This is a genomic window from Craurococcus roseus, from assembly GCF_039523795.1.
GTDB lineage: Bacteria > Pseudomonadota > Alphaproteobacteria > Acetobacterales > Acetobacteraceae > Craurococcus > Craurococcus roseus.
On record NZ_BAAAFZ010000017.1, the window covers coordinates 1 to 22,904 of the forward strand.

The following is a 22,904-nucleotide window of genomic DNA, read 5'->3' on the forward strand; positions in this document are numbered from 1 at the left end:
GCGGCACGGCGCCGGGTGGCGCGTCGCCCCGCGCGAACACGGCGCGTTCCGGGAAGAACGCGGGCAGGTGCGGCACGCGGCGCAGCAGCGCCGGCGCGACCGCGAGCGGCGGCGGCCCGGCGGCCACGAGGCCCTGACCGGGCGCCTCCGTTTCGGTTCGGCGAGGGAAATCCGTCACGGCCGGCGAGCTATAGGAGGCGCGCGGTTCGCCTGCTACGGCGAACGGCCTTAACAACGCCTCGCTTTCTGCTAGAGACGGCGAAGGGGGGATTTCGTTGGCGATGCGTCTCCGATGCGGCTTCGAGCGGCGTTTCAGCCGATGGTGCGTCCTCGGCCTGCTTGCCGCCACGGCCGGCGCGTGCGCCAACCCCTTCGCCAGCGGCGGGAGGACCGTGCCGTCCACCGATCCAGCAGCGCTTTCGTCGGTACCGGCCGATCCGGTGGTGGCCTTCGCCGCCTCCGCCATGCCCGGCGCCGAAACGGTCGCGGTGGTGCCGGAGGCCGGGGGCAGCGCCCGTTTGCGCCTGCTCCGCTCCTACGCCGCCGCCAGCGGGCGCGAGTGCCGCGAGGTGCTGATCGGCACCGGCTTGGCGGAGCGCACCCGGCTGGTGTGCCGGGACGACGGCGTCTGGGCTCCCGCCCGCCCCTTGCTGCGCGGCGGCGCGCGGCCTTGACGGGCGGCGGCGCCAGCCTGTTGCCGGCGCTGCGCGTGCAGCTCCGGGTGGTGGGCGCGCTGACGCTCCGCGAACTCGGCACCCGCTTCGGGCGGGACAACCTCGGTTACGTCTGGCTGTTCCTCGAACCCGCGCTGCTGGGCGGCGCGCTCGGCCTCGTGCACCACGTCACGGGCCACGCCATGCCGGGCGGGGTGGACCCGGCGAGCTTCTGGGTGATCGGCTACATCCCCTACTACATGCTGCGCGGCGTGCTGAACCGCGGGCCCTCGGCGATCGCGGCGAACCAGTCGCTGCTGTACCACCGGCACGTCACCCTGCTCGACATCATGCTGGCGCGGAACCTGCTGGAGGCCGGGGCGACGGGCGGCGCGCTGGTCGGCTTCCTGCTGTTCTTCGGCCTGGTCGGGGACGGGTGGCCGCGCGAGCCGGCGAAGATCGTTTTGGGCATGCTGCTGATGTTCGGCTTCGCGCACGGCGTGGCGATGCTGCTGGCGGCGGGTAGCGTCTACACCGAGATCTTCGACCGGGTGACGCACCTTTTCACCTACCTGTCGTTGCCGATCACCGGCGCCTTCTTCATGGTGTTCTGGCTGCCGACGGAATTGCAGAAGGCGGCGCTCTGGGTGCCGACGGTGCACGTGTTCGAGCTGGTGCGGGACGGGCAGTACGGGACGCGGGTGCCCACCCATTACGACCTGCCCTACCTGCTCGGCTGGATCGCGGCGCTGAACCTGCTGGGGATGGCGGCGCTGCGGCGGGCGCGCCGGGACCTCGCGCTGTAGGCCGCCGCCGCCGTGATCGCGCTCCGGGCCGTCCGCAAGACCTACCACACGCGGCACGGCCACAAGGAGGTGCTGGGCTGCGTGGACTGCGAGTTCCGGCCGGGCGAGCAGGTCGGCATCCTCGGCCGCAACGGCGCCGGCAAGAGCACCTTGCTGCGCGTGATCTCGGGCGTGGAGCGGCCCACCAGCGGCCGGGTGGAGCGGGGCATGAGCGTGTCCTGGCCGCTCGGCTTCGCCGGCGCCATGCACTACAGCATCAGCGGCGCGGACAACGCGCGCTTCATCGCCCGCATCTACGGCAAGCCGATCGGCTCCACCCTCGACTTCGTGGAGGGCTTCGCGGAGCTGGGCGAGTACTTCGGCATGCCGGTGCGGACCTACTCCTCCGGCATGATGATGCGCCTCGGCTTCGCGCTGTCCTTGGCGGTGGACTTCGATTGCTACCTCGTGGACGAGGTGGTGGCGGTGGGCGACACCCGCTTCGGCGAGCGCTGCCGGCGGGCCCTGGCGGAGCGGCGCGAGCGCAGCGCGCTGCTGCTCGTTTCGCACCAGGCGGAAACGGTGAGGGCTTTCTGCACTTCCGCCGCCATCCTCCAGCATGGCAAGCTGACCCGGTATGACGATCTGGACCAAGCGATCGCCGCCTACGAGGCGGGATGACGCCCTTTCCACCGCCCTCGCCCCGGGCGGTCCCCTGTCGGACGCCACCTGGTCCGGGCCGGTTTCCAAGCCGCGCGGCGGCGGGCTGCGCCGCCGCCTGCGGCGGCACCCGTTCAAGCTCTTGGTGCTGCTGCCGACCGTGCTGGTCGGGCTCTACTTCTTCGCCGTCGCGGCGCCGCAGTACGAATCCGAGGCGCGCTTCCTGATCCGCGGCCGGCAGGCCTCCGCCGCCACGGGCCTCGGCGAGGCGTTGCAAAGCGCGGGGTTCCGCCCGGCGAACGAAGACGCGATGGGCATCCGCGACTACCTGCAATCCCACGACGCCGTCACGGCGCTGCGGGGCGGGCTCGACCTGGTGGGCATCTTCCGGCGGCCGGAGGCGGACCCGCTCGCCATGTTCTGGTGGGCGGAGCCGAGCGCCGAGCGGTTGCTCGACCACTTCCGGCGCCGGGTGGAGGCGGAGTACGACACCACCAGCGGCATCACCTCGCTGCGGGCGCGCTCGTTCCGCCCCGAGGACTCGCTCGCCATCACGCAGGAGCTGCTGCGCCTGTCGGAAGCGATGGTGAACCGGCTGAACCAGCGCCTCCAGGAGGACGGCCTGCGCGTCGCGCGCGAGGAGCTGGCCCGCGCCGAGGCGCGCCTGACGAACGCCCAGGTGGCGATGACCGAGTTCCGCGAGCGCGAGCGGGCGGTGGACCCGGCCCGCTCCGCCGCCGTGGCGCTGGAGAACCTCGGCCGGCTGGAAGGCGCTCTGGCGCAGGCCCGGGCGGAGCTGGCCGAGGCGCAACGCTTCGCCCGCGCCGACAACCCGCGCATCGTGCAGATCCGAAACCGCGTCGAGGGGCTCACCGCCCAGGTGGCGGAGGAGCGCAAGCACGCCGCGAGCGCGGACGCCGGCAACTCGCAGCAGCTCGGCGAGTACGAGCGGCTTTCGGTGGAGCGCGAATTGGCGCGCGCCCAGCTCGCTTCCGCCACCGCCTCGCTGGAGCGGGCGCGGGCGGACGCGCAGCGGCAGCAGATCTTCCTGCTGCGGGTGGTGGAACCCAACATGGCCGAGTGGGCGCGGCACCCGAAAGCCACGCTCAACACGGCCTACGTCTTCCTGTGCCTGTCGGTGGCCTACGGCCTCGCCTGGCTGCTCGTGGCGGGGATGCGCGAACATGCGTCTTGAGGCGATGCTCCGGGCGGCGGCGCTGGCCGCCGGCATCGCGGCCTGGTGGGCGCCGCCTGCCGCGGCGCAGACTCCGATGCAGGCGATCCAGCAGCAGCAACAGCAGCAGCAGATCCAGCAGGCGCAGCAGGCCCTCCAGCGGCAGCAGCTCGAACAAGCGCAGCAGCAGCAAACGCCGCCGACCACGAGCTACTCCGCGCCCCTCACGCTCGGCGGCGGCGCGCGCGTCCCCGCGCTGACGCCCGGGGCGCCGCCCACCTACTCCCTGCCCAACCTCGTCGGGCCGGAGCGCGTCCTGGTGCGCCCCGGCGAGGTGACGCAGTCGGAGGGCGGGCCGACGGCCAGCGGGCCGCTCGGGGAAACGGGGCGCTTCCCCGGCGCGACGGCGGTGTTCGGCGCGTCGCTCTTCACGCGCGAATCCACCGCGATCACCGACGCGCCGAACCCGAACTACGTCATCGTGCCCGGCGACCGCGTGTCCTTGCGCGTGTGGGGCGCTATCGAGTCGGAGGCGCTCGGCGTCGTGGACCCGAGCGGCTTCCTGTTCCTGCCCAACGTGGGCCCGGTCCGCGTCGCGGGCGTGCGCGCCGGCGACCTCCAACGGGTGGTCGAGGCGGAGGTCCAGAAGGTCTACACCTCGCAGGTGCGGGTCTACGCCGTGCTGCTCTCCACGCAGCGCATCGGCGTGTTCGTGACCGGCTTCGTCCGCACGCCCGGCCGCTTCGGCGGCTCCGCGGCGGACAGCGTGCTGGACTTCCTGGTGCGCGCCGGCGGCGTCGATCCCGGGCGCGGCTCGTTCCGCGACATCTCCGTGCAGCGCGGCGGGCGGACGGTGGTGACGATCGACCTCTACCGCTTCCTGCTGGAGGGCGGCCTGCCGCCGATCCGCTTGCAGGAGGGCGACACCCTCGTCGTGGCCCGCCAGCGCGCCATGGTCGGCGCGGACGGGGCGGTGCGGAACAACTACCTCTTCGAGGTGCCGAACCGCGCCATGACCGGGCGCGAGCTGATGGAGTACGCGCGCCCCCTGCCCTCGGCGACCAACGCCGTCGTCCGCGGCACGCGCGGCGGCCAGCCCTTCTCGCGTTACGCCACGCTGGCGGAGCTGTCGCGCATACAGCTCGGCGACCAGGACATGGTGACGTTCATCACCGACAGCCCGGCGCGCACCGTTCGCGTGACGGTGGAGGGCAGCCGCCTCGGCCCCTCCGTGCTCGTCACCGACCGCGACGCGAACCTCTGCGGCGTGCTGGACCACGTCGCCGTGGACCCCGCGCTCGCCGACACCGGCTCCGTGTTCCTCCTGCGGCCCTCCGTCGCGCAGCAGCAGCGCCGCGCCATCGACGAGGCGCTGGACCGCCTGGAGCGGCAGTTGTTCATGGCGGTGAGCGCCACCACCGGCGTCGCGGCCATTCGCGCCAGCGAGGCGCAGCTCGTCTCCTCCTACATCCAGCGGGCGCGGCGCACGCAGCCGGAGGGCCGCCTGGTGGTGTTCAGCGACGCCGGGCAGTGCGTGCCGGTGCGGCTGGAGGACGGCGACGTGATCGTCATCCCCGAGCGCTCCTCCACCGTGCTCGTCTCGGGCGAGGTGACGGCGCCGCGGGCGGTGGTGTACCGGCCGGGGATGCGCCTCAACGACTACGTCCGCGCGGCCGGCGGCTTCACGCCGCGCGGGCGGGAGTCCACCTTGATGGTCCGGCGGGCGAGCGGGGAGCTGGTGCTGGACCCGGCGAACCAGACGCTCCGGCCCGGCGACGAGCTGATCGCCCTGCCCTACCTGGACCCGAAGAGCTTCCAGATCGGCGCGGATCTGCTCGGGCTGATCTACCAAGTGGCGGTGGCGACGCGGATCTTCCTGTAGGCGCTGCCGGTCAGACGGCGACGAGCTTCGCCAGCGCCTTGCGCTCCAGGTAGCCGAGGCGCGCGGCGAGGTCGTCGGCGGCGCAGACCATGAAGCCGAGCAGGTTGGGGCCGACCAGCCTGCCGTCCTCCAGGTGCGAGCCTTCCGGCGTGTCGATCTCCACCACCAGTTCGCGGCCGGCGGCGTCCGGCACCTTCAGGACGCAGAACAGCCGCTCGTGGTCGGCGGCCTCGATCCAGCGGAACGGCCCGTCCACCGCGCCCGCCGGGCCGGCGCGCAAGCCGAAGCGGCCGCCGCCCGGCGGGCCTTGCATCTGCAAGGTGATGCGCGCCGTGCCCTGGATCGCGGTCGCCGGCAGGCGCAGCACCGCGCAGCCGCGCAGCGTCCGGACGCCCCATTCCTTCAGCCGGCCCCAGCACGGGCCTTCGCGCACCGCGTCGGCGATCGCCATCTCCAGGGTCGGGTCCGAACCCGGCAGGGCGCGCACCGCGTAGTCCGCGCCGGCGCGGAAGAAGGGCGCGAGGCGGGCGAGCGGCGGCGTCGGGTTGGCCGGCACCGCGGCCAGGGCGGCGGCGAGGTCCGCGGCCAGTTCGCCCCAGCGCCGGAGCGGCGGCGCTTGCCGCAGCTTCGCTTCCTGCGCGGCGCGGAACTCGGCGTCGAAGAGCATCGACTCCAGCCGCTCCACCAGCTCCGGCTCGCTGCCGGAGGCGAAGAACAGCGCCGCCTCGCCGCCCGCCTGCCGCAGCGAGGAGTTGTCGGCCACGATCGGCACCTTGCCGTAGCCGATGCTTTCCGTGACGGGCAGGCCCCAACCCTCGTACCGGCTGTTGAACACGGTGCAGAGGCAATCGCGGTAGAGCGCGTCCAGCTCCGCGTCGGACACGTCGTGCAGCAGGAACACGCGCTCGCGGAGCGCGCGGCTGCCGGCCAGCAGGGCGAAGGCCTCGTCCGCCTTCCATCCGCGCTTGCCGACGCACACCAGGTCCGGCACCGCGTCCGCGCCGTGGCGGCGGATCAGGGCGAGCCAGGCGTTGAACACCAGGAGGTGGTTCTTGCGGCTCTCGACCGTCGCCACGAACAGCACGTAGGGCCGGCGCCGGGGGCGCGCCGGCGCCGCGGCCGCCTCCGGCAGCAGCGGCCCGGCGTGGAGGGGCAGCACCGCCACCGGGACGTCGTCGGCGCCCGGCAGCAGTCCGCGCCGCAGCCGCAGCGCGTCGTCGCGCGTGCAATCCGAGATGGCTAGCATCGCGTCGGCGTGGACGCAGGCGCCGGCGAACCACGCCGCGAACTCGGCGGACAGGCCCTCCGCGCAATCCTGCGGCCGGAGCACGGGGATGCAGTCGTAGACCATGGCCACATAGCGCACGCCGTGCCGCGCCTTGGCCTCGCGCACGCGCAGCAGGTAGTTCGGTATCCACCAAGCGGTGCCGAGCGTGACCAGCGTGCAGCCCGGCGCGAAGTCCAGCGGCGGGCCGCGCCGCACCGCGTCGGACGCCGCGGAAACGGCGTCCCTCCAATCGGGATCGGCCGGGTCGGCGCCGCTGCGCGCGAGGCCGGCGAGGCGCTCGAACGCCTCGCGCGGAATCGGCTTCCACGCGCCGCTGGCGGGGTCGAAGGCGGCCACGGCGGCGCCGCCCCCCAGGGAATGCTCGATCAGGTTGAGCTGCACCCGCTGGATGCCGGTCGGCGCCCGGTTGCGCTTGGCGTAGTCCAGCAGGTCGGACGCGTCGAACACGCGCGCCGCCGCGGGCACGGCCGCGTCGGGCGGCGCTTCCTCGACGGGCGCCGGGGCGGCCGCCGCCGCGAGCAGCTCGGCCCGCGCGGCGTCGTTGGCGGGGTCCAGCGACACCGCGCGGGCGTAAGCCTCCGCGGCCTCGTCCCGTCGGCCCAGGAGCTTGAGCGCGTGGCCCAGGTGCAGGTGGATGTCGGACTCCTCCGGGCGCAGCCGCTCGGCGTCCCGGTACAGCAGCAGCGCCGTTTCGGCGTCGCCGCACTCCTTTGTGCAGTGGCCGTATTGCACCCAGATCTGCCAGTGGTCGGGCCGGCGCCGCAGGTAATCGGCGTAGAGTTCGGCCGCGTCCGCCCAGGCCCTCCCGTCCCGGAGGGCATCGGCCCGCGCGAGCAGGTCATCGGGTGAAAGGCCGTCCGGTCGGGGCGGCAGGTCCATGCGGCGGTCCCCCTCGGCCGCCTTCGATATGCGGCCCGTCTCGGACCGCATAGCGCATGCCCGGCGCGGTCAGAACCGGCGCCGTCGATGCCCGCGGCCCGACCGGCCGTTCAGCGCAGCAGCAAGGCCGCGATCAGCAGGAGGGGCGACAGGAGGAGCGCGATCGCCGAGAGCCGCAGCAGAAGCACCGCGAGTTCGGCCGTCCAGGGCGCCAGCATGGTGCGCAAGGGCTTCGGCGCGACCGTTCCGCCGGCGGGGATTGCGATGGTCTGGACGTTGCCCGGAAGCTGTTCCACGGGAGCCATCTCGCAACGGACGCTCAATGAAACTCCTCCCAGCCCTCTGATTCAAGCGAAATAGTGTTGCTTTCGTATTAATATGCTCGGGCTTCTTACCGCGGGGCGCATGCGCCTGTATGCGACGAGCATTGGCTGGGGGAGCGACGATGGCGGATCAGGCGCTGACGGGGGCGGCCGGGTGACGGAGCGTGCCCGGCCCCGCCTCTTCATCGACGGCTACAACCTCGCCCTGGACCAAGGCACCGGCGTGGCGACCTACGCGCGCAACCTGTCCTTCGCCCTGAACCGGCTCGGCTTCGAGGTGGGCGTGCTCTACGGCACGCGCCCGACCACCTCAGCCGATCCCCTCATCCGCGAGATCGCCTTCTTCGACGAGCGCGTGGGCGAGTCCCCGCAGTGGGTGGAGTTCCTGCGACGGGCCAACCGGATGGTCACATCGCCCTTCGGGGAAAGGGCGGCGCGGGTGCCGATCACCGGCCGGGTGGTCTCCGACACCTTCCGCGACCGGCTGCCGCATTTCGACGAGATCTGGAACGCGCAGCACCTGTTCCAGCAGGCCCACGCCTATTTCCGGGTGGTCGGCGCGCCCCTGACGGTCCGGATGCGGCAGCGCCCCCGGATCATGCACTGGACCTATCCCGTGCCGGTCCACATGCCGCGGACGCGGAACATCTACACCATGCACGACCTGGTGCCGCTCCGCCTGCCCTTCACCACGCTGGACCACAAGCGGCGCTACTACCGCCTGTCCCGCCTGCTCGCGAAGCGGGCGGCGCACATCGTCACCGTGTCCGAGAACTCCCGCCGCGACATCATCGACCTGCTCGGCGTGCCGGAGGAGCGGGTGACGAACACCTGGCAGTCGGTCGAGATCCCGCGCCGGCTGGCCGAGGCGCCGATGCAGTCGGTTCGGGCCGAGGTCGCCGGCAGCTTCGGGCTGGAAGCCGGGAAATACTGGCTGTTCTTCGGCGCCATCGAGCCGAAGAAGAACGTCGGCCGGATGATCCAGGCCTTCCTGGCGAGCGGCGCCGAAGGGCCGCTGGTGATCGTCGGCAAGAAGGCCTGGAAGTCGGAGGGCGAGCTGAGGCTGCTCTTCGACGACCACGTGCGCTACCACGTCCAGGAGGGGCAGGAGATCCGCCGGCGGCACAAGGTGATGCTGCTGGACTACGCGCCCTTCCGGCTCCTGGTGAACCTGATCCGCGGCGCCCGCGCGGTGCTGTTCCCCTCGCTCTACGAGGGCTTCGGCCTGCCCGCGCTGGAGGCGATGCTGCTCGGCACGCCCGTCGTCACCTCCAACACCGCCTCCATGCCGGAGGTGGTGGGCGACGCCGCCATCACGGTGGACCCTTACGACGTGGCGGCGCTGGTGCGGGCGATCCAAGCCGTGGACGGCGACGCCGAGCTGCGGGCGCGGCTCGCCGCGGCCGGCCCGCGCCGGGCGGCGCAGTTCAGCCCGGAGCGCTACGCCGCGCGGCTGGAAGCGCTTTATGCCCGGTTCGGGAGCCGCGCCGAAGGGCCGGGAACGGCGGGGCCGATCGCCGGCGAGCGGTTGGCCGAGGCCGCTGAATGACGGGACGGACGGCGTGAAGGCGCCGCGGCGGGCGCCGCCGGAAGCGGGCGACCTCCTCGCCGGCGACGACCACGATTTCGTCGTCAACCTCTACCTCGCCCTGCTTCGGCGCTGGCCCGACGACGCGGGCTACCGGGATTTCCTCGGAATGGTCGCCGGCCGCCCGGAACGGCGGATCGACGCCCTCCGGCGCATGGCCGCGTCGGAGGAGGCGCACCGCGACGGCGCCACGCCGCCTGTGATCCCGCCCGGCGCCGTGGTGCCCGCCGACCCCCGTCGCGCGCTGGCGGTGGCCCTGGACCTCCGGACCTCTTGGCTGCGGGACCAAGTGGCGGAGTTGCGCGAAGCGGTGGAACTGCTGGGCGGGGCCGGCGGACCGGAGCTTTCCGCGCTGGCCGCCGAACTGATCGAGGCGCGGGACGCCGCCCTGCGGTCCGAGATCGGCGCCCTCCGCCGCGAGGTCGCGGAACTCCGCCGCCGGCTGGAGGGGCGGGGCGACGCCGGGGGGCCGCCGTGGCCGGACACCGGCCCGCCCGCCGCCACCGATCCCCTGCCCAGGCGCTTGGCGGACTACGTGGGCGATCTGCTCGCCATCGCGGAAGCGCGGTTCGAGGCGAGGCTGCGGGCATTGGAAGCGCGGGCGTTGCAAGCACCCGCGGCCGGCCGGTCCGCCGGATGACGCGGCCGGCGCGAGTGTAGGATGGGTGTCGGCGGCGGCGCGGCGGCGGAAGGGCTGGTGGTGTTCTCGCCCTTGCCGCCGACGCGTTCCGGCATCGCGGATTACACGGCCGAATTGCTGCCGGCACTGGGCCGCGGGGCGGTTGTGACGGCGGTCGTCGCTTCGGAGCGCGACCTCCGCCCGATCGAGGGAGTGGACGTCGTGGCCGAGGTGGAGTACCGCCGCCGCTCGGCGCTGCACGAGTTGCCGCACCTCTACCAGTTGGGCAACAACCTGCATGGCGCCCACGTCTACCGGGCGGCGCTGCGCCGGCCCGGGGTGGTCCTCCTGCACGACCCGGTGCTCCACGACTTGGTGGAGGCGCTGACCCTCGGGCGCGGCGACTGGGTCGGCTACGAAGCGGCGCTGGCGGAGAACTACGGCCCCGCCGGCCGGCGGCTTGCGCGGCTCCGGCGTGCCGGCTTCTTTTCCCCGGCGCAGCGCAACCTCCTGCCGCTGCACCGGCACGTGCTGGACCGGTCGCGGGGGGTGCTCGTCCACAGCCGCTTTGCCGCCTCCCGGCTCGAGGTCGCGGCGGATGTGCCGGTGCGGGTGATGCCGCACCACGTCCCGTCGGCCGTGGCGGCACTGGACGGGCTCGACCGGGCCGCGGCCCGGTCGCGGCTCGGGTTGCCGGTCGGCGACGAACCGCTGCTCCTCTCGCTCGGCTTCGTGACACGCGCCAAGGGCTTGGACGTGGCGCTCCGCGCCTTGGCCCGCCTCAAGGACGAGGGCGTGGCCTGCCGTTTGGTGGTGGCGGGCGCCGAAGACGGTTCGCTGGAGTTGGCGCGCTTGGTGGACGAGGCCGGGGTCGGGGATCACGTCCACGCCTTGGGCTGGGTGCCGGAAGCGGACTTCTTCGCCCTTCTCCGCGCCGTCGATCTTCTCCTCCTGCTGAGGCCGCCCTCGTCCGGCGAGAGTTCCGGCGTGTTGGCGCGGGCGCTGGGCGTTGGCTTGCCGGCCTTGGCCTACGACGTCGGCCCTTCGGCGGAGTACCCGGACCGATTCGTCGAAAAGGTGCCGTTCGGCACCGACGCGGAGGGCGGGGTGGCGAGAACCGTCAAGCGCCTCCTCGCCGACCGGGCCGACCTGCGGACAAGGGGTGCGGAGGCGCGGACCGCCTTGCGCCGCGACCGCGCGCCCGCCGTTTCGGCAGAGCGTATCTTGGCGGCCGTACGGGAGTGGAGTACCCGAAAGAGAATGTTGCATACAAGCGACATATCTGGCACCGAATAGAACTGGGAGTTGAATCACGCTTTCTCGAACTCTGCTTTTTCAGCTATCGCATAGGTATCATTTCGTTGCACGGTCACTTCGTTCCGAAATGCGACACAAGAAGGGCAAAACGTGACATGGCTCCGTTGGTGCCTGAAAGAAGGCTTCGCGTTTTGGTTGCAGAAGATGAGCAGCTCGCTGCGCTTGTGGTCGAGGACGCCCTTTCCGACCAAGGTCATCACGTCGTTTTGGCCTGCGACGGCCGGGAAGCTCTCGACATCGCCGAGACCTTCGATTTCGACGTGCTGGTGACGGACCTTGCGATGCCCAGGGTCACTGGGTGGGAGTTGATTTCCCGCTTGCGCGCCCGGCGGACCGGCTTGCCGGTGGTTGTCATGACCGGGTACTTGCCGCCCGGCGGGGGGCAAACCCTCTTCGCCGACAAACGTGGCCCGACGGCGCTGCTCCACAAGCCGTTCGCGCTCAACCAACTTTACACCGCGCTGGGCCAAGTGGCCTTCCAGGCGGCCGGGCGCGAGCGGGCCTGCGCCCCTTAGACCCTTATCGCCCTGACTGTGCATAGCCGCAGTGGCGGAGGTGGTTCGCGCATTCGGCGGGCGTGAAGTGGCGGAGGGCGGCGCCGATGGCTGCCTCCAGCGCGCCCGCGGTGCGGGCGGCGGCGGCGCGGAGCAGTCGCTCGAGCTTGCTGAAGGCGGGTTCGATCGGGTTCAGGTCGGGGCTGTGGGGCGGCGGGCGCAGCAGCGACGCCCCGCGCGCCTCGATCGCCTCGCGCACGCCCGCGACCTTGTGGCTGCCGAGGTTGTCGGCGACCACGGTGCCGCCGGGGCGAAGGGCGGGCGCGAGCATCCGCCCGACCCAGGCGAGGAAGGCGGGGCCGTTGGTGGCGCCGTCCAGCACCAGCGGCGCGACCGGCCCGTCCGTGCGCAACCCGCGCAGGAACGTCGTGGTGCGCCAGCGCCCGTACGGCACCGGGCGGACCAGGCGCCCGCCGCGCGGGGCGCGCCCGCGCGCGCGGGTCATGGCGGCCTTGGCCCGGGTTTCATCGAGGAACGCCAGCTTGCCCGGGTCGAACCCCGGCGCGGCTCCGGCCCGGGCGCGGCGCGCCCGGGCCACGCCGGGGCGGTCCTGCTCGACCGCGCGCGGCCGTTTTCTCGAGCGTCGGGCCCAGGCGGGCCAGCGCCTTCCACGTCACCGGCTGGCCGGCCCGGACCCCGTGCTCGGCCAACGTCCAGGCGCGCAACTCCGCCAGGGTCGCGTCGGCCGCTGCCGCCACGCGCGCGCGCAACGCCCCTTCCAGCGGCGCGGGCCGGGGCGGGACGTGGTTGCGCTGCGGCCCGGGCGTCGCTTCGCCCGTCCGGCGCAGCCGCGCCCGCGCCTTGGCCACGCAGGACGGGCTCACCGCGGACCGGGCCGCCGCCGCGCGCAGCGAAAGGCGTGCCGCCGCCGCGACCCGATCCCGCAGGCCTTGCCCGTATGCCTGCCCCCGACGCCACGCCACCGCCGCCTCCGACCGAAGCCGGAGGCCTACGAATCACGCCAGGCCGCGTCGCCGGAAATCGCATCCCGATTCCACCCAGGGCTAACCGGGTCTAGCGCCGGCGCTGCGGGTCACTTCTGCGCAGCCCGGCGCTCGGCGCCCCGGTAGCGGCGGCACCGGCGCCCGCCTGGACCGCTCCGGACTGGTTTCGTCCAGGCGACCAAGGCCGGAGAGTTCGCTGGCCTTGGCGTGCCGCGCCGACAAGGAGCCTCGGCCGCGGCTGGATCGACTCCGGCGCCTACGCACACCGCATCCGGTCCGGCAGCCGCACGCCGGCACGCCGACCCGAAGCGGCGCGCCCACGACGCGCCCTCAAGGCGCGCCGCCGATCGTCGCGCCGACGCTCCGCCGCCCGCGGCGGCGCCGCGCCAGCGCGCGGGCCACGACGTAGAACACCGGGGTGAAGAGCAGGCCGAACAGCGTCACGCCGAGCATGCCGCAGAACACCGCGACGCCGAGGCTCTGCGGCATTTCCGCTCCAGCCCCGGTGGCCACCGTCAGCGGCAGCACGCCCAAGACGAAGGCGAGGCTGGTCATAAGGATCGGCCGCAAGCGCGTCCGCGCCGCCGCCGCGGGCCTTGGCGCAGTCTCGAGGCCGTCGAGTTCGCCACCCTCGAATGGGTGGCTTGGTTCAACGCCAGCCGCCTCCTCGAGCCGGTCGGCAACGTGCCACCCACCCAGGCCGAAGAGCGCTACTATGCCCAGGCGGAGGCACCCGCCCTGGCGGAGTGACGCACGCCAGAAAGCCTCCGACGGACCCGGCGCGGTTCAGTGCGGGACCTGCCCAAGGTCGCCGTGCTGCGCCGCGTGTGGGCGCGGCACTTCGAGCGGGCCGGGGCAGGGTCGGGAAGCAACATGCGAGGCGACCCGGCCGGCGGCGTGCGGCTGCGCCCCGTGCAGGGCCGCGGCCCTGGCGACCGGGCGGAATTCCCCCTACGACACCGAGTCCCTCTTCCACGCCAAGGCCGGCACGAGCTGGTCGGGCTACATGGTCCACCTCACCGAAACCTGCGACGAGGGGATGCCGCGGCTGGTGGTGCCTGCCGAGGCGACGTCGGCCAACGTGCACGAGGCCATGCGCACCGGGCCGATCCACGACGCGCTGGCCGCCAAAGGGCTGGCCCCGTCCGAGCACCTGGCCGACGCGGGCTACGTCAGCGCCGCCCACATCGTCACCGCCCGAGAGCGCCACCGCATCGACTTGGTCGGCCCGGCCGGACCAGAGCTGGCAGAAGCAGGAACCGGGCGCGTTCCACGCCGCCGACTTCGCGGTGGAGTGGGAACGACAGCGCGTGCGTTGCCCCGAGGGCCACGAGAGCACCATCCGGGGCGGGTACAAGGACAGGGCATCGGGTCAGATCTACATCCGCGCCGGGTTCTGCCCGGCCCAGTGTCGGCCCTGTCCGTCGCGGCCGCGCTGCGTGCGGGCGGCGAGCCGCCGGCTCGGACTGCTGCCACGCCCGGAGCACGAGGCGATCGCGGCCGTTCGGGCGCGGCTAGGAAAGGGGGCAGGCCAGCAGCTCTACGGCCAGCGCCGAGGCTTCGAGGGCACGATCTCGCAGGGCGTACGCGCCTTCGGCCTGCGCCGGGCGCGCTACCGCGGCCTGGCCAAGGTGGGGCTGCAAAGCATGGCCACGGCCGCGGCCATCAACCTCGACCGGCTCGGGGCGTGGTTCGCCCAGCGCCCGCTCGCCCCTACCCGCACCTCGCGCTTCGCCGCCCTCGCTGCCTGACCGGCGACTTCGCCAACGGTATCCGACCGATTTCCTCACCGCGGCCGGCTCGGGCGGGGAATAACCTGCCGGCCTCCGGCGTCTCATGGCCGAGGAAACGGACCTGCCGATTGCCGAACGGGACGCCCGTGCAGGAGGACGCGAGCCGGATGGACCGCGACGCGCGCATCGAGGCGACGATCCCGGCGCTTCGGCGCTTCGCCTGGTCGCTCGTCCGCGACCAGCACGCGGCGGACGACCTGGTCCAGGACTGCCTGGAGCGGGCACTCGGGAGTTGGCGCCTCCGAAGGGCCGAGGGCGACCTGAAAGCATGGCTGTTCACGATCCTGTACAACACCCACATCGACGGCCGCCGCCGCGAGGCGCGCCGCGCCCGCCTGCTCGGCGACGTCGCCGGCGCATCGGAGCGCGCGACCGGCGGGGACGCCCCGGACCACGCGGTGCAGTTCGCCGAGGTGCTGCGCCATCTCGACGCCCTGCCGGAGGAGCAGCGGGCCGTCCTGCTGTTGGTGGGCGTCGAGGGGCTCGGCTACGAGGAGGCGGCGCGCGTCCTCGGCGTGCCCGTCGGCACGGTGATGTCGCGGCTCAGCCGCGGCCGCGAACGTCTCCGGCGCCTGACCGAGGAGGGCGGCGAGGCGCCCCCGGCCGGCTCCCGGCTGCGCGTGGTGGGCTAGGCCGCGGCCCGTGACCGATCCGCGCGACCATCCCCCGATCGGCGAGGACGACCTCCACGCCTATGTGGACGAGCGGCTCGACGCCGCGCGCTTCGCGCTGGTCCGCGCTTGGCTCGACCGGCATCCGGAGGCGGCGGCCCGGGTGCGCGCCCTGGCGGCGCAGCGGGATGCGCTGCGTGCCGTCCTGGCGCCCAGGGCCGCGGAGCCGATCCCGGCCCGGCTCCGCGTCGCCCATGTGCGGGCCGGACTGCGCGCCCGGCGCCTGCGCCAGTGGCGCATGGCGGCTGCGGCGGTGCTGCTGCTGCTGACCGGCGCCGGGGCCGGCTGGCTGGCGCGCGACGGCCTGACGGCGGGCGGAGCCACGCCCGCCGCGGCCCCCATGGCCGAGGCGGCCGAGGCGCACCGGATCTTCGCCGCCGGGGCGGGCCAGCCCAGCCAGGCTTCCGCCGCCGTGGAGGGGGATCTGGAGGCTTGGCTGACGGCGCGGCTCGGCGAACCGGTGGTGGTGCCGGACCTGCTGGCGGCGGGCTTCCGGCCCTTGGGTGCCCATCTGCTGCCCGTGCCGCAAGGCACGGCGGCGGTGGTGACCTATGAGCGCCTGGCCGGCGACACGCGGCTTTCCTTCTACCTGCGTCCGGCGCCGGACAGGCCGGCCGAGCCGCTGCGCTGCACGGACCACCCGGGCGGCTGGGTGACCTACTCCTGGTTCGACGGCCGCCGCGGCTACGCGGTGACGGCCGCGCTGCCCCGCAGCGAGCTCCGCGGCATCGCCTTCGCGGCCGAGCGCGCGGTCCGCGCCGGGCCCAAGCCCCCGCCGGCGGACCAGCTCATCGCCCGCGCCGAGACGCCGAGGGTCTGCATCGGCTGAGCAGGACACGGCGCCCCTCGAAGCAAGAATGGGAGGAACGGACTTGAGGACGAGGATCGGACGGCCGGAGCGGGGGCTGCAGGAACTCTACCGCGCGGACCCGGAGCGCGCGGACGCGCTGGTCTGGGGGCGCCGCGGCGCGCTTCGAGGCGGGGCGCTGGCCGCCATGGGCGCCGCGCTGGGCGCCGCGATCCCCTTCGCCGGCCGCCTGCCCGCCGGCCTGGTGCCGGCCGCGTTGGCCCAGGGCGCGCCGGCCGCCGGGGACGGACCGAAGCCGCTGCGCATGGACGGCAAGGCGCCGCTCGTCGTCCTGGGCGAGCGGCCGCTGGTCGCCGAAACGCCGGAGCACCTGCTGGACGACGAGGTGACGCCGGAGGACAAATTCTTCATCCGCATGAACGGCCAGATCCCGGAGCCCTTCGCCGGCGACCCGCGGGCCTGGAAGCTCCGCGTCGACGGCGAGGTGAACGCGCCGCTCGAACTGGCGCTCGGCGAGATCGAGTCGCGCTTTCCGCTGGTGACGCGCCGGCTGCAGATGGAGTGCGGCGGCAACGGGCGCTCCTTCTTCGCGCCGGAGACGCGCGGCAACCAGTGGGCCAACGGCGCCATCTCCTGCGCCGAATGGACCGGCGTCCGGCTGCGCGACCTGCTGCGGGCCGCGGGCATGAAGGAGGGCGCGAAGCACACCGGGCATTTCGGCGCCGACCCGCACCTCTCGGGCGACCCAAACCGGCAGGCGATCAGCCGCGGCATGCGGATCGAAAAGGCGCTGGACGAGGACACGCTGGTCGCGCTGCGGATGAACGGCCGGCCCATCCCGCACATCCACGGCGCGCCCGTGCGGCTGCTGGTGCCAGGCTGGCCGGGCTCGCTCAGCCAGAAATGGCTGACGCGCGTCACGTTGTTGGACCGGCCGCACACCGGGGCGGGCATGGGCGGCACCTCGTACCGCGTGCCGGTGCGGCCGATCGTCCCGGGCAGCCGCGACGACGGCAAGGGATTCGCGGACATGGAGTCCATGCCCGTCCGCTCCATCCTGACCAATGTCGCGCATGGCGCGCGCCTGCCCGCCGGCACGCGCGCGCTGGATGTCCGCGGCTTCGCCTGGGCGGGCGACCAAGCGGTGCGGGCCATGCACGTCTCGACCGATTTCGGCGCGACCTGGCGGGAGGCGCAACTGGCGGCGCCCGCCAACCGGCACGCCTGGCAGCGCTGGACGGCGCGCCTGGCCCTGCCCTCCGACGGCTACTACGAGGTGTGGTACCGCGCGACCGACAGCGAAGGGCGGATGCAGCCGCACGCCGCCGGCAACTGGAACCCGCAGGGCTACGGCGCGAACCCGTTGAGCCGCATCGCGGTGCTGGTCGGCTAGGCCATGCGCGGTCGCATCCCCCTCGGCGCGCTGCTTGGCCTGCCGCTGGCGCTCGGCCCGCTCGCGTGGCCCGAGCGGCCGGCGCGGGCGCAGGCCGACACCGCCGCCCAGCCGGCGGAGACGCCCGAGGTGCTGCCGCCGGGCGAGGCGCGGGAGGATGTCTTCTATGCCTGCACCGCCTGCCACAGCACCGCGGTCATCCGCCGCTCCCGGCTCAGCCGGCAGCAATGGGACGACCTGATGGACTGGATGGCCGAGAAGCACGGCATGAACCCGCTGGAGGGCGAGCAGCGGCGGCAGATCGTGGACTACCTGGCGACGGCCTTCCCGGCCTCTTCCGGCAGGCGCCGGGCCGGCAACCCCTTCCTGACGGATTGAAGCGCATGCGCGAGCCGGTCCCCGCATCCTCCGCTTGGCGCCGCGCGCTGCTCGTCCTGGTCCCGGTGGCCCTGGCGGGCACGACGCATGCCGCGAGCCTCGTGCCCTACGAGCTTGCGGAGGACGCGATACCCCGTCCGCTGACGGCGCGGCCGGGCGATCCGCAACGCGGCCGGGCGATCGCGCTCGACCGGTCGAAGGGCAATTGCGTCACCTGCCACGAGCTGCCGCTGCGGGCGGACTTCCAAGGCAACCTCGGCCCGCCGCTGGCCGGCGTCGGCGACCGCTACAGCGCGGGCCAGCTCCGCCTGCGGCTGGTGGACGGCAAGCGCATCAACCCGGAAAGCAACATGCCTTCCTACTACAAGGTGGAGGGCCTGCGCGACGTGCGCCGCGAGTTCGCGGGCAAACCGATCCTGGAGGCGCAGGAGGTGGAGGACGTCCTCGCCTTCCTGATGACGCTCAAATGACACCGGAGGAGACGGGATGACGAGCATGACCATGCGGCGCCGCCACCTGCTGGCCGCCGCCGCGGGCGGGGCGGCGATCACCGTCCTGCCGCGCGCCGCGGGGGCGCAGATGCAGCCCGCGACCGCGGAGGCGATCCGCAAGGCGACCGGCGGCAAGGAGCCGCAGGACGGCCGCGTGGCGCTGCGCCTGCCGCCGATCGCGGAGAACGGCAACACCGTGCCCCTCACGGTCAGCGTGGACAGCCCGATGACGGCGGCGGACCACGTGAAGACCGTCTGGATCTTCGCCGACAAGAACCCGACGCCCGACGTCGCGGTCTTCCACCTCACGCCGGCGCTCGGCCGCGCCCAGGCGGACACCCGCATGCGCCTCGGCCAGACGCAGGACGTGATTGCGGTGGCGCAGATGAGCGACGGCGCCTTCTACATGGCGCGGACCGAGGTGAAGGTCACCATCGGCGGCTGCGGCGGCTGACGGACGAAGCGGAGGAGACGGCACCATGGCGACCCCCATCGGACAGCCCCGCGTGCGCCTGCCGGCCCAGGCCAAGGCGGGCGAGATCATCGAGATCCGGACCCTGATCTCCCACGTCATGGAGACGGGGCAGCGGCGCGACCAGGAAGGCAAGACCATCCCGCGCGACATCATCAAGCGCTTCGTCGCCAAATTCGACGGGCAGGAGGTCTTCGCCATGGACCTGGCGACCGCGATCTCGGCCAACCCCTACATCACCTTCCCCTTCAAGGCGGAGAAGCCGGGCACCTTCGAGTTCACCTGGACCAACGACGCCGGCGAGGAGCGCAAGGCTACCGCCGAGCTGAAGGTGGCCTGACGCCATGCGGGCGCGCCATGCCGCGGTGCTGGCCGGCGGCGGGGCGGCGCTGATCGGCCTCGCCGCCGTTGCCGCCCTCGCCCAAGGCGGGGGCGGGGAGCCGCGCCGCGCCATCCCCGATCCGCTATCGGGCCGGCACTTCGCCACGCCCGAGACGCTGGCGATCCAGGACGACGACTTCCAGAACCCCGCCTTCCTCTGGGTCGAAGAGGGCGAGCAGGCCTGGAACCACGCGGAGGGCACCGCCGGGAAATCTTGCGCCTCCTGCCATGGCGACGCGGCCGAGAGCATGAAGGGCGTGCGCGCCCGCTACCCGGCCTACGACGCGGAGAAGGGGCGCGTCGTCACGCTCGAGCAGCGGGTGAACATCTGCCGCGAGGAGAAGATGGGCGCGCCCGCGCTGCGGGTGGACGGCCGGCCGCTGAACGCCGTCACAGCCTATCTCGGCCTGCAATCGCGCGGCGTGCCGGTGCAGGTGGACATCTCCGGCCCGGCGCGGCCCTTCTTCGACAAGGGCGAGGCCTACTACAACACCCGGCGCGGCCAGCTCGACATGCGCTGCGGCAGTTGCCACGAGGACAACCACGGCCGCCATTTGCGCGCCGATCTGCTCAGCCAGGGCATGAGCAACGGCTTCCCCACCTACCGCCTCAAAGAGCAGCGGGTGATCAGCCTGCAATACCGCCTGCAAGGCTGCGTCAACGACGTGCGCGGCGAATCGCCGCCGATGGGCGGGGAAGAGTTCACCAACCTCGAATTCTACCTCGCTTGGCGGGCCCAGGGGCTGCCGGTGGAGACGCCCGCCGTCCGCCGCTGAGCGGCGCGCGGGCGAGGGAGGGACCAGGGATGATCACCCGCCGCGACCTGATGGCCGCCGCCGCCGCCCTCGCCGCGGCCGGTACCGCCCGCGCGCAGGAGAGGCCGCGCCAGGCCGAGCTGCTGCGCTTCGCCCCGCTCGGCCAGGTGACGCTGGTGCACGTGACCGACCTGCACGCCCAGCTCGTGCCCATGCATTTCCGCGAGGCGAGCGTGAATGTCGGGGTGGGGGAGGCGCGCGGGCAGGTGCCGCACCTGACCGGGGAGGCGCTGCTGGCGCGGTACCGCATCGGCGCCGGCACGCCCATGGCGCATGCCTTGACCGGCCATGACTTCGAGCGCTTGGCCCGCGCCTACGGCCCGATGGGCGGCCTGGACCGCATCGTCACGCTGGTCGAGGCGATCCGGGCGGAGCGGCCGGGCAACACCATCGTGCTCGACGGCGGCGACACGCTGCAGGGGAGCTGGACAAGCCTGCAAACCCGCGGCGCCGACATGGTGGAGGCGCTGAAGGCCCTCACCGCCGACGCCACCACCGGCCACTGGGAGTTCACCTACGGCGCCGACCGGGTGAAGGAGCTGGTGGGCGCGATGCCTTGCCCCTTCCTCGCCGGAAACGTGCAGGACACGGAGTGGAACGAGGACGTCTTCGAGCACACGAAAGCCTTCGAGCGCGGCGGGGTGAGGGTCGCGGTCATCGGCCAAGCCTTCCCCTACACGCCAGTCGCCAATCCGCGCTGGCTGATCCCCGACTGGTCCTTCGGCATCAAGGAAGAGGTTGTGGCGAAGCGGGTGCAGGCGGCGCGCGGGGAGGGGGCGGAACTGGTGGTGTTGCTCTCCCACAACGGCTTCGACGTGGACCGGAAGCTCGCGGCCCGCGTGCCGGGGATCGACGTCATCCTGACCGGCCACACCCACGACGCGCTGCCCGAGCCTTTGAAGGTCGGGAACACGCTCTTGGTGGCCAGCGGCTGCCACGGCAAGTTCATCTCCCGCCTCGACCTGCGGGTGGAGGGCGGCCGCGTCGCGGAGTTCCGCCACGCCCTGATCCCGGTCTTCGCCGAGAGCATCGCGCCCGACGCGGACACCGCGGCGCTGGTCCGGCGGCTGCGCGCGCCCTACGCCGCCGAACTCGCCCGCGTGGTCGGCCGGACGGAGGTGCTGCTGACCCGCCGCGGCAACCTGAACGGCACCGTCGACGACCTGATCTGCGCCGCGCTGATGCGCCAGCGGGATGCGGAGATCGCCCTCTCCCCCGGTTTCCGCTGGGGCTACAGCCTGTTGCCGGGCAGCGACATAACCGCCGAGGATGTCTGGGCGCACACCGCCATCACCTACCCGGCCGCCTACCGCACCGCCATGACGGGCGAGCAGCTCAAGGCGATCCTCGAGGACGTCGCCGACAACCTGTTCAACCCGGACCCCTACTACCAGCAGGGCGGCGACATGGTGCGGGTCGGCGGCCTCGGCTGGACGCTGGACGTCGCGGCGCCGGCCGGGAGTCGCGTGCAGGACCTGACGCTGTTGCGGACCGGCCAGCCGATCGAGGCCGCGCGCGAATACGCCGTGGCCGGCTGGGCCTCGGTGAACCAGGGCACGGAGGGGCCGCCGGTCTGGGATGTGGTGATGCGGCACCTGTCCGAGGGGCCGGTGCGGGCCGAGCCGAACCGGCACCTCCGCTTGAAGGGAGCATGAGCCACTGCGATGGAGGTCGGCTACGCCGGCGCGGTCCTTGCGGGGATGCTGTCCTTCCTCAGCCCGTGCGTGCTGCCGCTGGTGGTTCCCTATCTCGGCTTCCTCGGGGGCGTGACGCTGCGCGCCGCGCCCGGCGGGGCGGTGGCGGAGGCGCCGAACCGTGGCCTCGTGCTGCTGGCCGCGCTGTTCTTCGTGCTCGGCTTCGCCACGGTCTTCACGATGTTCGGCGCGACGGCCAGCGCGCTGTCGCAGTTGCTGGCGGAGCATCTGGACACGCTGGCGGTCGTCGCCGGCATCGTGCTGATCCTCTTCGGCCTGCATGTCGCGGGCGTCCTGCGCATCGGCCTGCTGGACCGCGAAGCGCGGTTGCAAACGAAGGAGAAGCCGGTCTCGCCGCTCGGGGCCTATGTCGTCGGCCTCGCCTTCGCCTTCGGCTGGACGCCCTGTGTCGGGCCGGTGCTGGCCGGGATACTGACCGTTGCCGCGGCCGGGGACGGCGTGGCCGAGGGGGCCATGCTGCTCTTCGCCTACGCGCTCGGGATCGGCATTCCTTTCATGCTCGCGGCCGCCTTCGTCACGCCTTTCCTGCGCTTCGTCGCGCGCTTCCGGCAGCACTACCGGGCGGTCGAGTTGGCCGCGGGCGGGCTGCTGGCGCTGACGGGCGTGCTGGTGCTCACGGGCAGCTTTCAGGAGATTGGGGCGTGGATGCTGGACCGCTGGCCGGGGCTGGGCCGCTTTGGGTGACGGGCGGCGCCGCCTCAAGCTGCGACCCGCAGGCGGGGCCGCGCTGGTCCCACCAGCTCCGGAAGCTGGTGCGGTCGACGTAGCCGTGCTCGGCCACATAGCTGAAGATGCCGAGGAACTCCGGCTTCTTCATAAGCCCCGGCATCCGCGCAACCTCGATCTCCCGTCCCGGGCGCGGCGGGTCGGGCAGCCTCTCCGGGAAGAAGACGATGGTCGGCGTGAAGACCACCCGCCATTTGCGAGCGAGCTGCCGTTCTTCCATCACCTGCCCATCGAAATCGGTGACGCGCCGGGCGCCATGCAGATCGAGTTGCACGAAGCGGAATCGCGGCCGGACGAAGCCCTCGATCGCCGGCTCCACCAGATGGTCGGTGTGCATCTCGATGCAGTAGGGGCAGCCGCGCTGCTCGAACACCACGGCGAGGCGCTGGCCGGCCGCCGTCGCCTCCTTCAGGTCCTCGGGCAGGTCGAGGAAGCTCTCGGCGAACCAGTCCTGCGTGTAGCCCAGCTCCGTGCGCACCGGCGCGGCGCGCGACAAGCCGGTGGGGGCCACGGCGAGCACCAGGACGGAAAGCCCGCGGCGGGACAGCGGTATGGCGGCGACGCGGCGCATGTCGTGCCCACTCGCAGCGTTTCC

The 22,904-nt window shown here is 73.2% G+C and carries 23 protein-coding genes and 3 pseudogenes; 21 read left to right on the top strand and 5 right to left on the bottom strand.

The window, feature by feature from the left end; translation table 11 throughout:
* The first annotated feature begins 281 nt into the window (after nt 1-281).
* Genes ABD067_RS08205 through ABD067_RS08225 form a run of 5 tightly spaced genes read left to right on the top strand, consistent with a single transcriptional unit; the run spans nt 282 to nt 5,154 of the window.
* Nucleotides 282-674 (top strand): DVU3141 family protein, encoded by a 393-nt coding sequence (locus ABD067_RS08205; protein ID WP_343894747.1) that lies wholly within the window; start codon nt 282-284, stop codon nt 672-674.
* Complete coding sequence (locus ABD067_RS08210; RefSeq protein ID WP_343894748.1) at nt 671-1,459, top strand: ABC transporter permease; 789 nt, start codon at nt 671-673, stop codon at nt 1,457-1,459. The genes ABD067_RS08205 and ABD067_RS08210 overlap by 4 nt, the downstream gene beginning before the upstream one ends.
* 12 nt (nt 1,460-1,471) lie before the next feature.
* Nucleotides 1,472-2,119: an ABC transporter ATP-binding protein gene (locus tag ABD067_RS08215; protein ID WP_343894749.1), complete on the top strand. Its 648-nt coding sequence runs from the start codon at nt 1,472-1,474 to the stop codon at nt 2,117-2,119.
* The gene (locus tag ABD067_RS08220) at nt 2,076-3,293 is read left to right on the top strand and encodes a capsule biosynthesis protein (RefSeq protein WP_343894750.1); all 1,218 of its coding nucleotides are present in this window, start codon (nt 2,076-2,078) and stop codon (nt 3,291-3,293) included. Before ABD067_RS08215 ends, ABD067_RS08220 begins: the two co-directional genes overlap by 44 nt.
* Entirely contained in the window at nt 3,283-5,154 is a 1,872-nt protein-coding gene (locus tag ABD067_RS08225) for a polysaccharide biosynthesis/export family protein (RefSeq protein WP_343894751.1), read from the top strand. The genes ABD067_RS08220 and ABD067_RS08225 overlap by 11 nt, the downstream gene beginning before the upstream one ends.
* A 10-nt stretch (nt 5,155-5,164) precedes the next feature.
* On the opposite strand, the gene ABD067_RS08230 is transcribed toward ABD067_RS08225, so the two are convergent.
* Together ABD067_RS08230 and ABD067_RS08235 are read right to left on the bottom strand one after the other, a co-directional pair.
* Nucleotides 5,165-7,321, bottom strand: coding sequence for a glycosyltransferase family 4 protein (locus ABD067_RS08230; protein ID WP_343894752.1), 2,157 nt, complete (start codon nt 7,319-7,321; stop codon nt 5,165-5,167).
* A 110-nt stretch (nt 7,322-7,431) separates the two neighbouring features.
* The gene (locus ABD067_RS08235) at nt 7,432-7,617 is read right to left on the bottom strand and encodes a hypothetical protein (protein ID WP_343894753.1); all 186 of its coding nucleotides are present in this window, start codon (nt 7,615-7,617) and stop codon (nt 7,432-7,434) included.
* Between the two features lie 181 nt (nt 7,618-7,798).
* Here ABD067_RS08235 and ABD067_RS08240 point away from each other — a divergent pair, with 181 nt between their 5' ends.
* From ABD067_RS08240 to ABD067_RS08255, 4 genes are all read left to right on the top strand, one after another.
* On the top strand, nt 7,799-9,193 hold the full coding sequence (locus ABD067_RS08240; protein ID WP_343894754.1) for a glycosyltransferase family 4 protein: 1,395 nt from the start codon (nt 7,799-7,801) through the stop codon (nt 9,191-9,193).
* A gap of 13 nt (nt 9,194-9,206) precedes the next feature.
* Nucleotides 9,207-9,872: a DUF4214 domain-containing protein gene (locus ABD067_RS08245; protein ID WP_343894755.1), complete on the top strand. Its 666-nt coding sequence runs from the start codon at nt 9,207-9,209 to the stop codon at nt 9,870-9,872.
* A 21-nt stretch (nt 9,873-9,893) separates the two neighbouring features.
* On the top strand, nt 9,894-11,147 hold the full coding sequence (locus ABD067_RS08250; protein WP_343894756.1) for a glycosyltransferase: 1,254 nt from the start codon (nt 9,894-9,896) through the stop codon (nt 11,145-11,147).
* Nucleotides 11,148-11,263: 116 nt separating this feature from the next.
* On the top strand, nt 11,264-11,683 hold the full coding sequence (locus ABD067_RS08255; protein ID WP_343894757.1) for a response regulator: 420 nt from the start codon (nt 11,264-11,266) through the stop codon (nt 11,681-11,683).
* A 4-nt stretch (nt 11,684-11,687) separates the two neighbouring features.
* Here ABD067_RS08255 and ABD067_RS08260 read toward each other — a convergent pair.
* Together ABD067_RS08260 and ABD067_RS08265 are read right to left on the bottom strand one after the other, a co-directional pair.
* Nucleotides 11,688-12,290, bottom strand: a pseudogene (locus tag ABD067_RS08260) (IS630 family transposase); the annotation flags it as partial.
* A 706-nt stretch (nt 12,291-12,996) separates the two neighbouring features.
* The gene (locus ABD067_RS08265) at nt 12,997-13,236 is read right to left on the bottom strand and encodes an efflux RND transporter permease subunit (protein ID WP_408871524.1); all 240 of its coding nucleotides are present in this window, start codon (nt 13,234-13,236) and stop codon (nt 12,997-12,999) included.
* A gap of 15 nt (nt 13,237-13,251) precedes the next feature.
* On the opposite strand from ABD067_RS08265, the pseudogene ABD067_RS08270 reads away from it, so the two are divergent.
* From ABD067_RS08270 to ABD067_RS08325, 12 genes and pseudogenes are all read left to right on the top strand, one after another.
* Nucleotides 13,252-13,416 (top strand): annotated as a pseudogene (locus ABD067_RS08270) (IS3 family transposase); the annotation flags it as partial.
* 48 nt (nt 13,417-13,464) lie between these two features.
* Nucleotides 13,465-14,417 (top strand): annotated as a pseudogene (locus ABD067_RS08275) (transposase); the annotation flags it as partial.
* 149 nt (nt 14,418-14,566) lie between these two features.
* Nucleotides 14,567-15,091 carry a sigma-70 family RNA polymerase sigma factor gene (locus tag ABD067_RS08280; RefSeq protein ID WP_343894758.1) on the top strand — a complete coding sequence of 175 codons (525 nt, stop codon included), beginning with the start codon at nt 14,567-14,569 and terminating at the stop codon, nt 15,089-15,091.
* Nucleotides 15,092-15,101: 10 nt separating this feature from the next.
* The gene (locus ABD067_RS08285) at nt 15,102-15,959 is read left to right on the top strand and encodes an anti-sigma factor family protein (protein WP_343894759.1); all 858 of its coding nucleotides are present in this window, start codon (nt 15,102-15,104) and stop codon (nt 15,957-15,959) included.
* 43 nt (nt 15,960-16,002) lie between these two features.
* Complete coding sequence (locus ABD067_RS08290) at nt 16,003-17,331, top strand: sulfite oxidase (RefSeq protein ID WP_343894760.1); 1,329 nt, start codon at nt 16,003-16,005, stop codon at nt 17,329-17,331.
* Between the two features lie 3 nt (nt 17,332-17,334).
* The gene (locus ABD067_RS08295) at nt 17,335-17,709 is read left to right on the top strand and encodes a hypothetical protein (protein WP_343894761.1); all 375 of its coding nucleotides are present in this window, start codon (nt 17,335-17,337) and stop codon (nt 17,707-17,709) included.
* A 5-nt stretch (nt 17,710-17,714) separates the two neighbouring features.
* A complete protein-coding gene (gene soxX, locus ABD067_RS08300) occupies nt 17,715-18,179 on the top strand; it encodes a sulfur oxidation c-type cytochrome SoxX (RefSeq protein ID WP_343894762.1) in 465 nt (154 codons plus the stop codon).
* 16 nt (nt 18,180-18,195) lie between these two features.
* The gene (soxY, locus tag ABD067_RS08305; protein ID WP_343894763.1) at nt 18,196-18,654 is read left to right on the top strand and encodes a thiosulfate oxidation carrier protein SoxY; all 459 of its coding nucleotides are present in this window, start codon (nt 18,196-18,198) and stop codon (nt 18,652-18,654) included.
* Between the two features lie 25 nt (nt 18,655-18,679).
* Nucleotides 18,680-19,012 carry a thiosulfate oxidation carrier complex protein SoxZ gene (gene soxZ, locus ABD067_RS08310; RefSeq protein WP_343894764.1) on the top strand — a complete coding sequence of 111 codons (333 nt, stop codon included), beginning with the start codon at nt 18,680-18,682 and terminating at the stop codon, nt 19,010-19,012.
* Between the two features lie 4 nt (nt 19,013-19,016).
* Nucleotides 19,017-19,829: a sulfur oxidation c-type cytochrome SoxA gene (gene soxA / locus ABD067_RS08315; protein ID WP_343894765.1), complete on the top strand. Its 813-nt coding sequence runs from the start codon at nt 19,017-19,019 to the stop codon at nt 19,827-19,829.
* A gap of 29 nt (nt 19,830-19,858) precedes the next feature.
* Nucleotides 19,859-21,523 carry a thiosulfohydrolase SoxB gene (gene soxB / locus ABD067_RS08320; protein ID WP_343894766.1) on the top strand — a complete coding sequence of 555 codons (1,665 nt, stop codon included), beginning with the start codon at nt 19,859-19,861 and terminating at the stop codon, nt 21,521-21,523.
* Between the two features lie 9 nt (nt 21,524-21,532).
* Nucleotides 21,533-22,267: a cytochrome c biogenesis CcdA family protein gene (locus ABD067_RS08325; protein WP_343894767.1), complete on the top strand. Its 735-nt coding sequence runs from the start codon at nt 21,533-21,535 to the stop codon at nt 22,265-22,267.
* On the opposite strand, the gene ABD067_RS08330 is transcribed toward ABD067_RS08325, so the two are convergent.
* A complete protein-coding gene (locus ABD067_RS08330) occupies nt 22,197-22,880 on the bottom strand; it encodes a thioredoxin family protein (RefSeq protein WP_343894768.1) in 684 nt (227 codons plus the stop codon). The genes ABD067_RS08325 and ABD067_RS08330 overlap by 71 nt on opposite strands.
* Between the last annotated feature and the right edge of the window lie 24 nt (nt 22,881-22,904).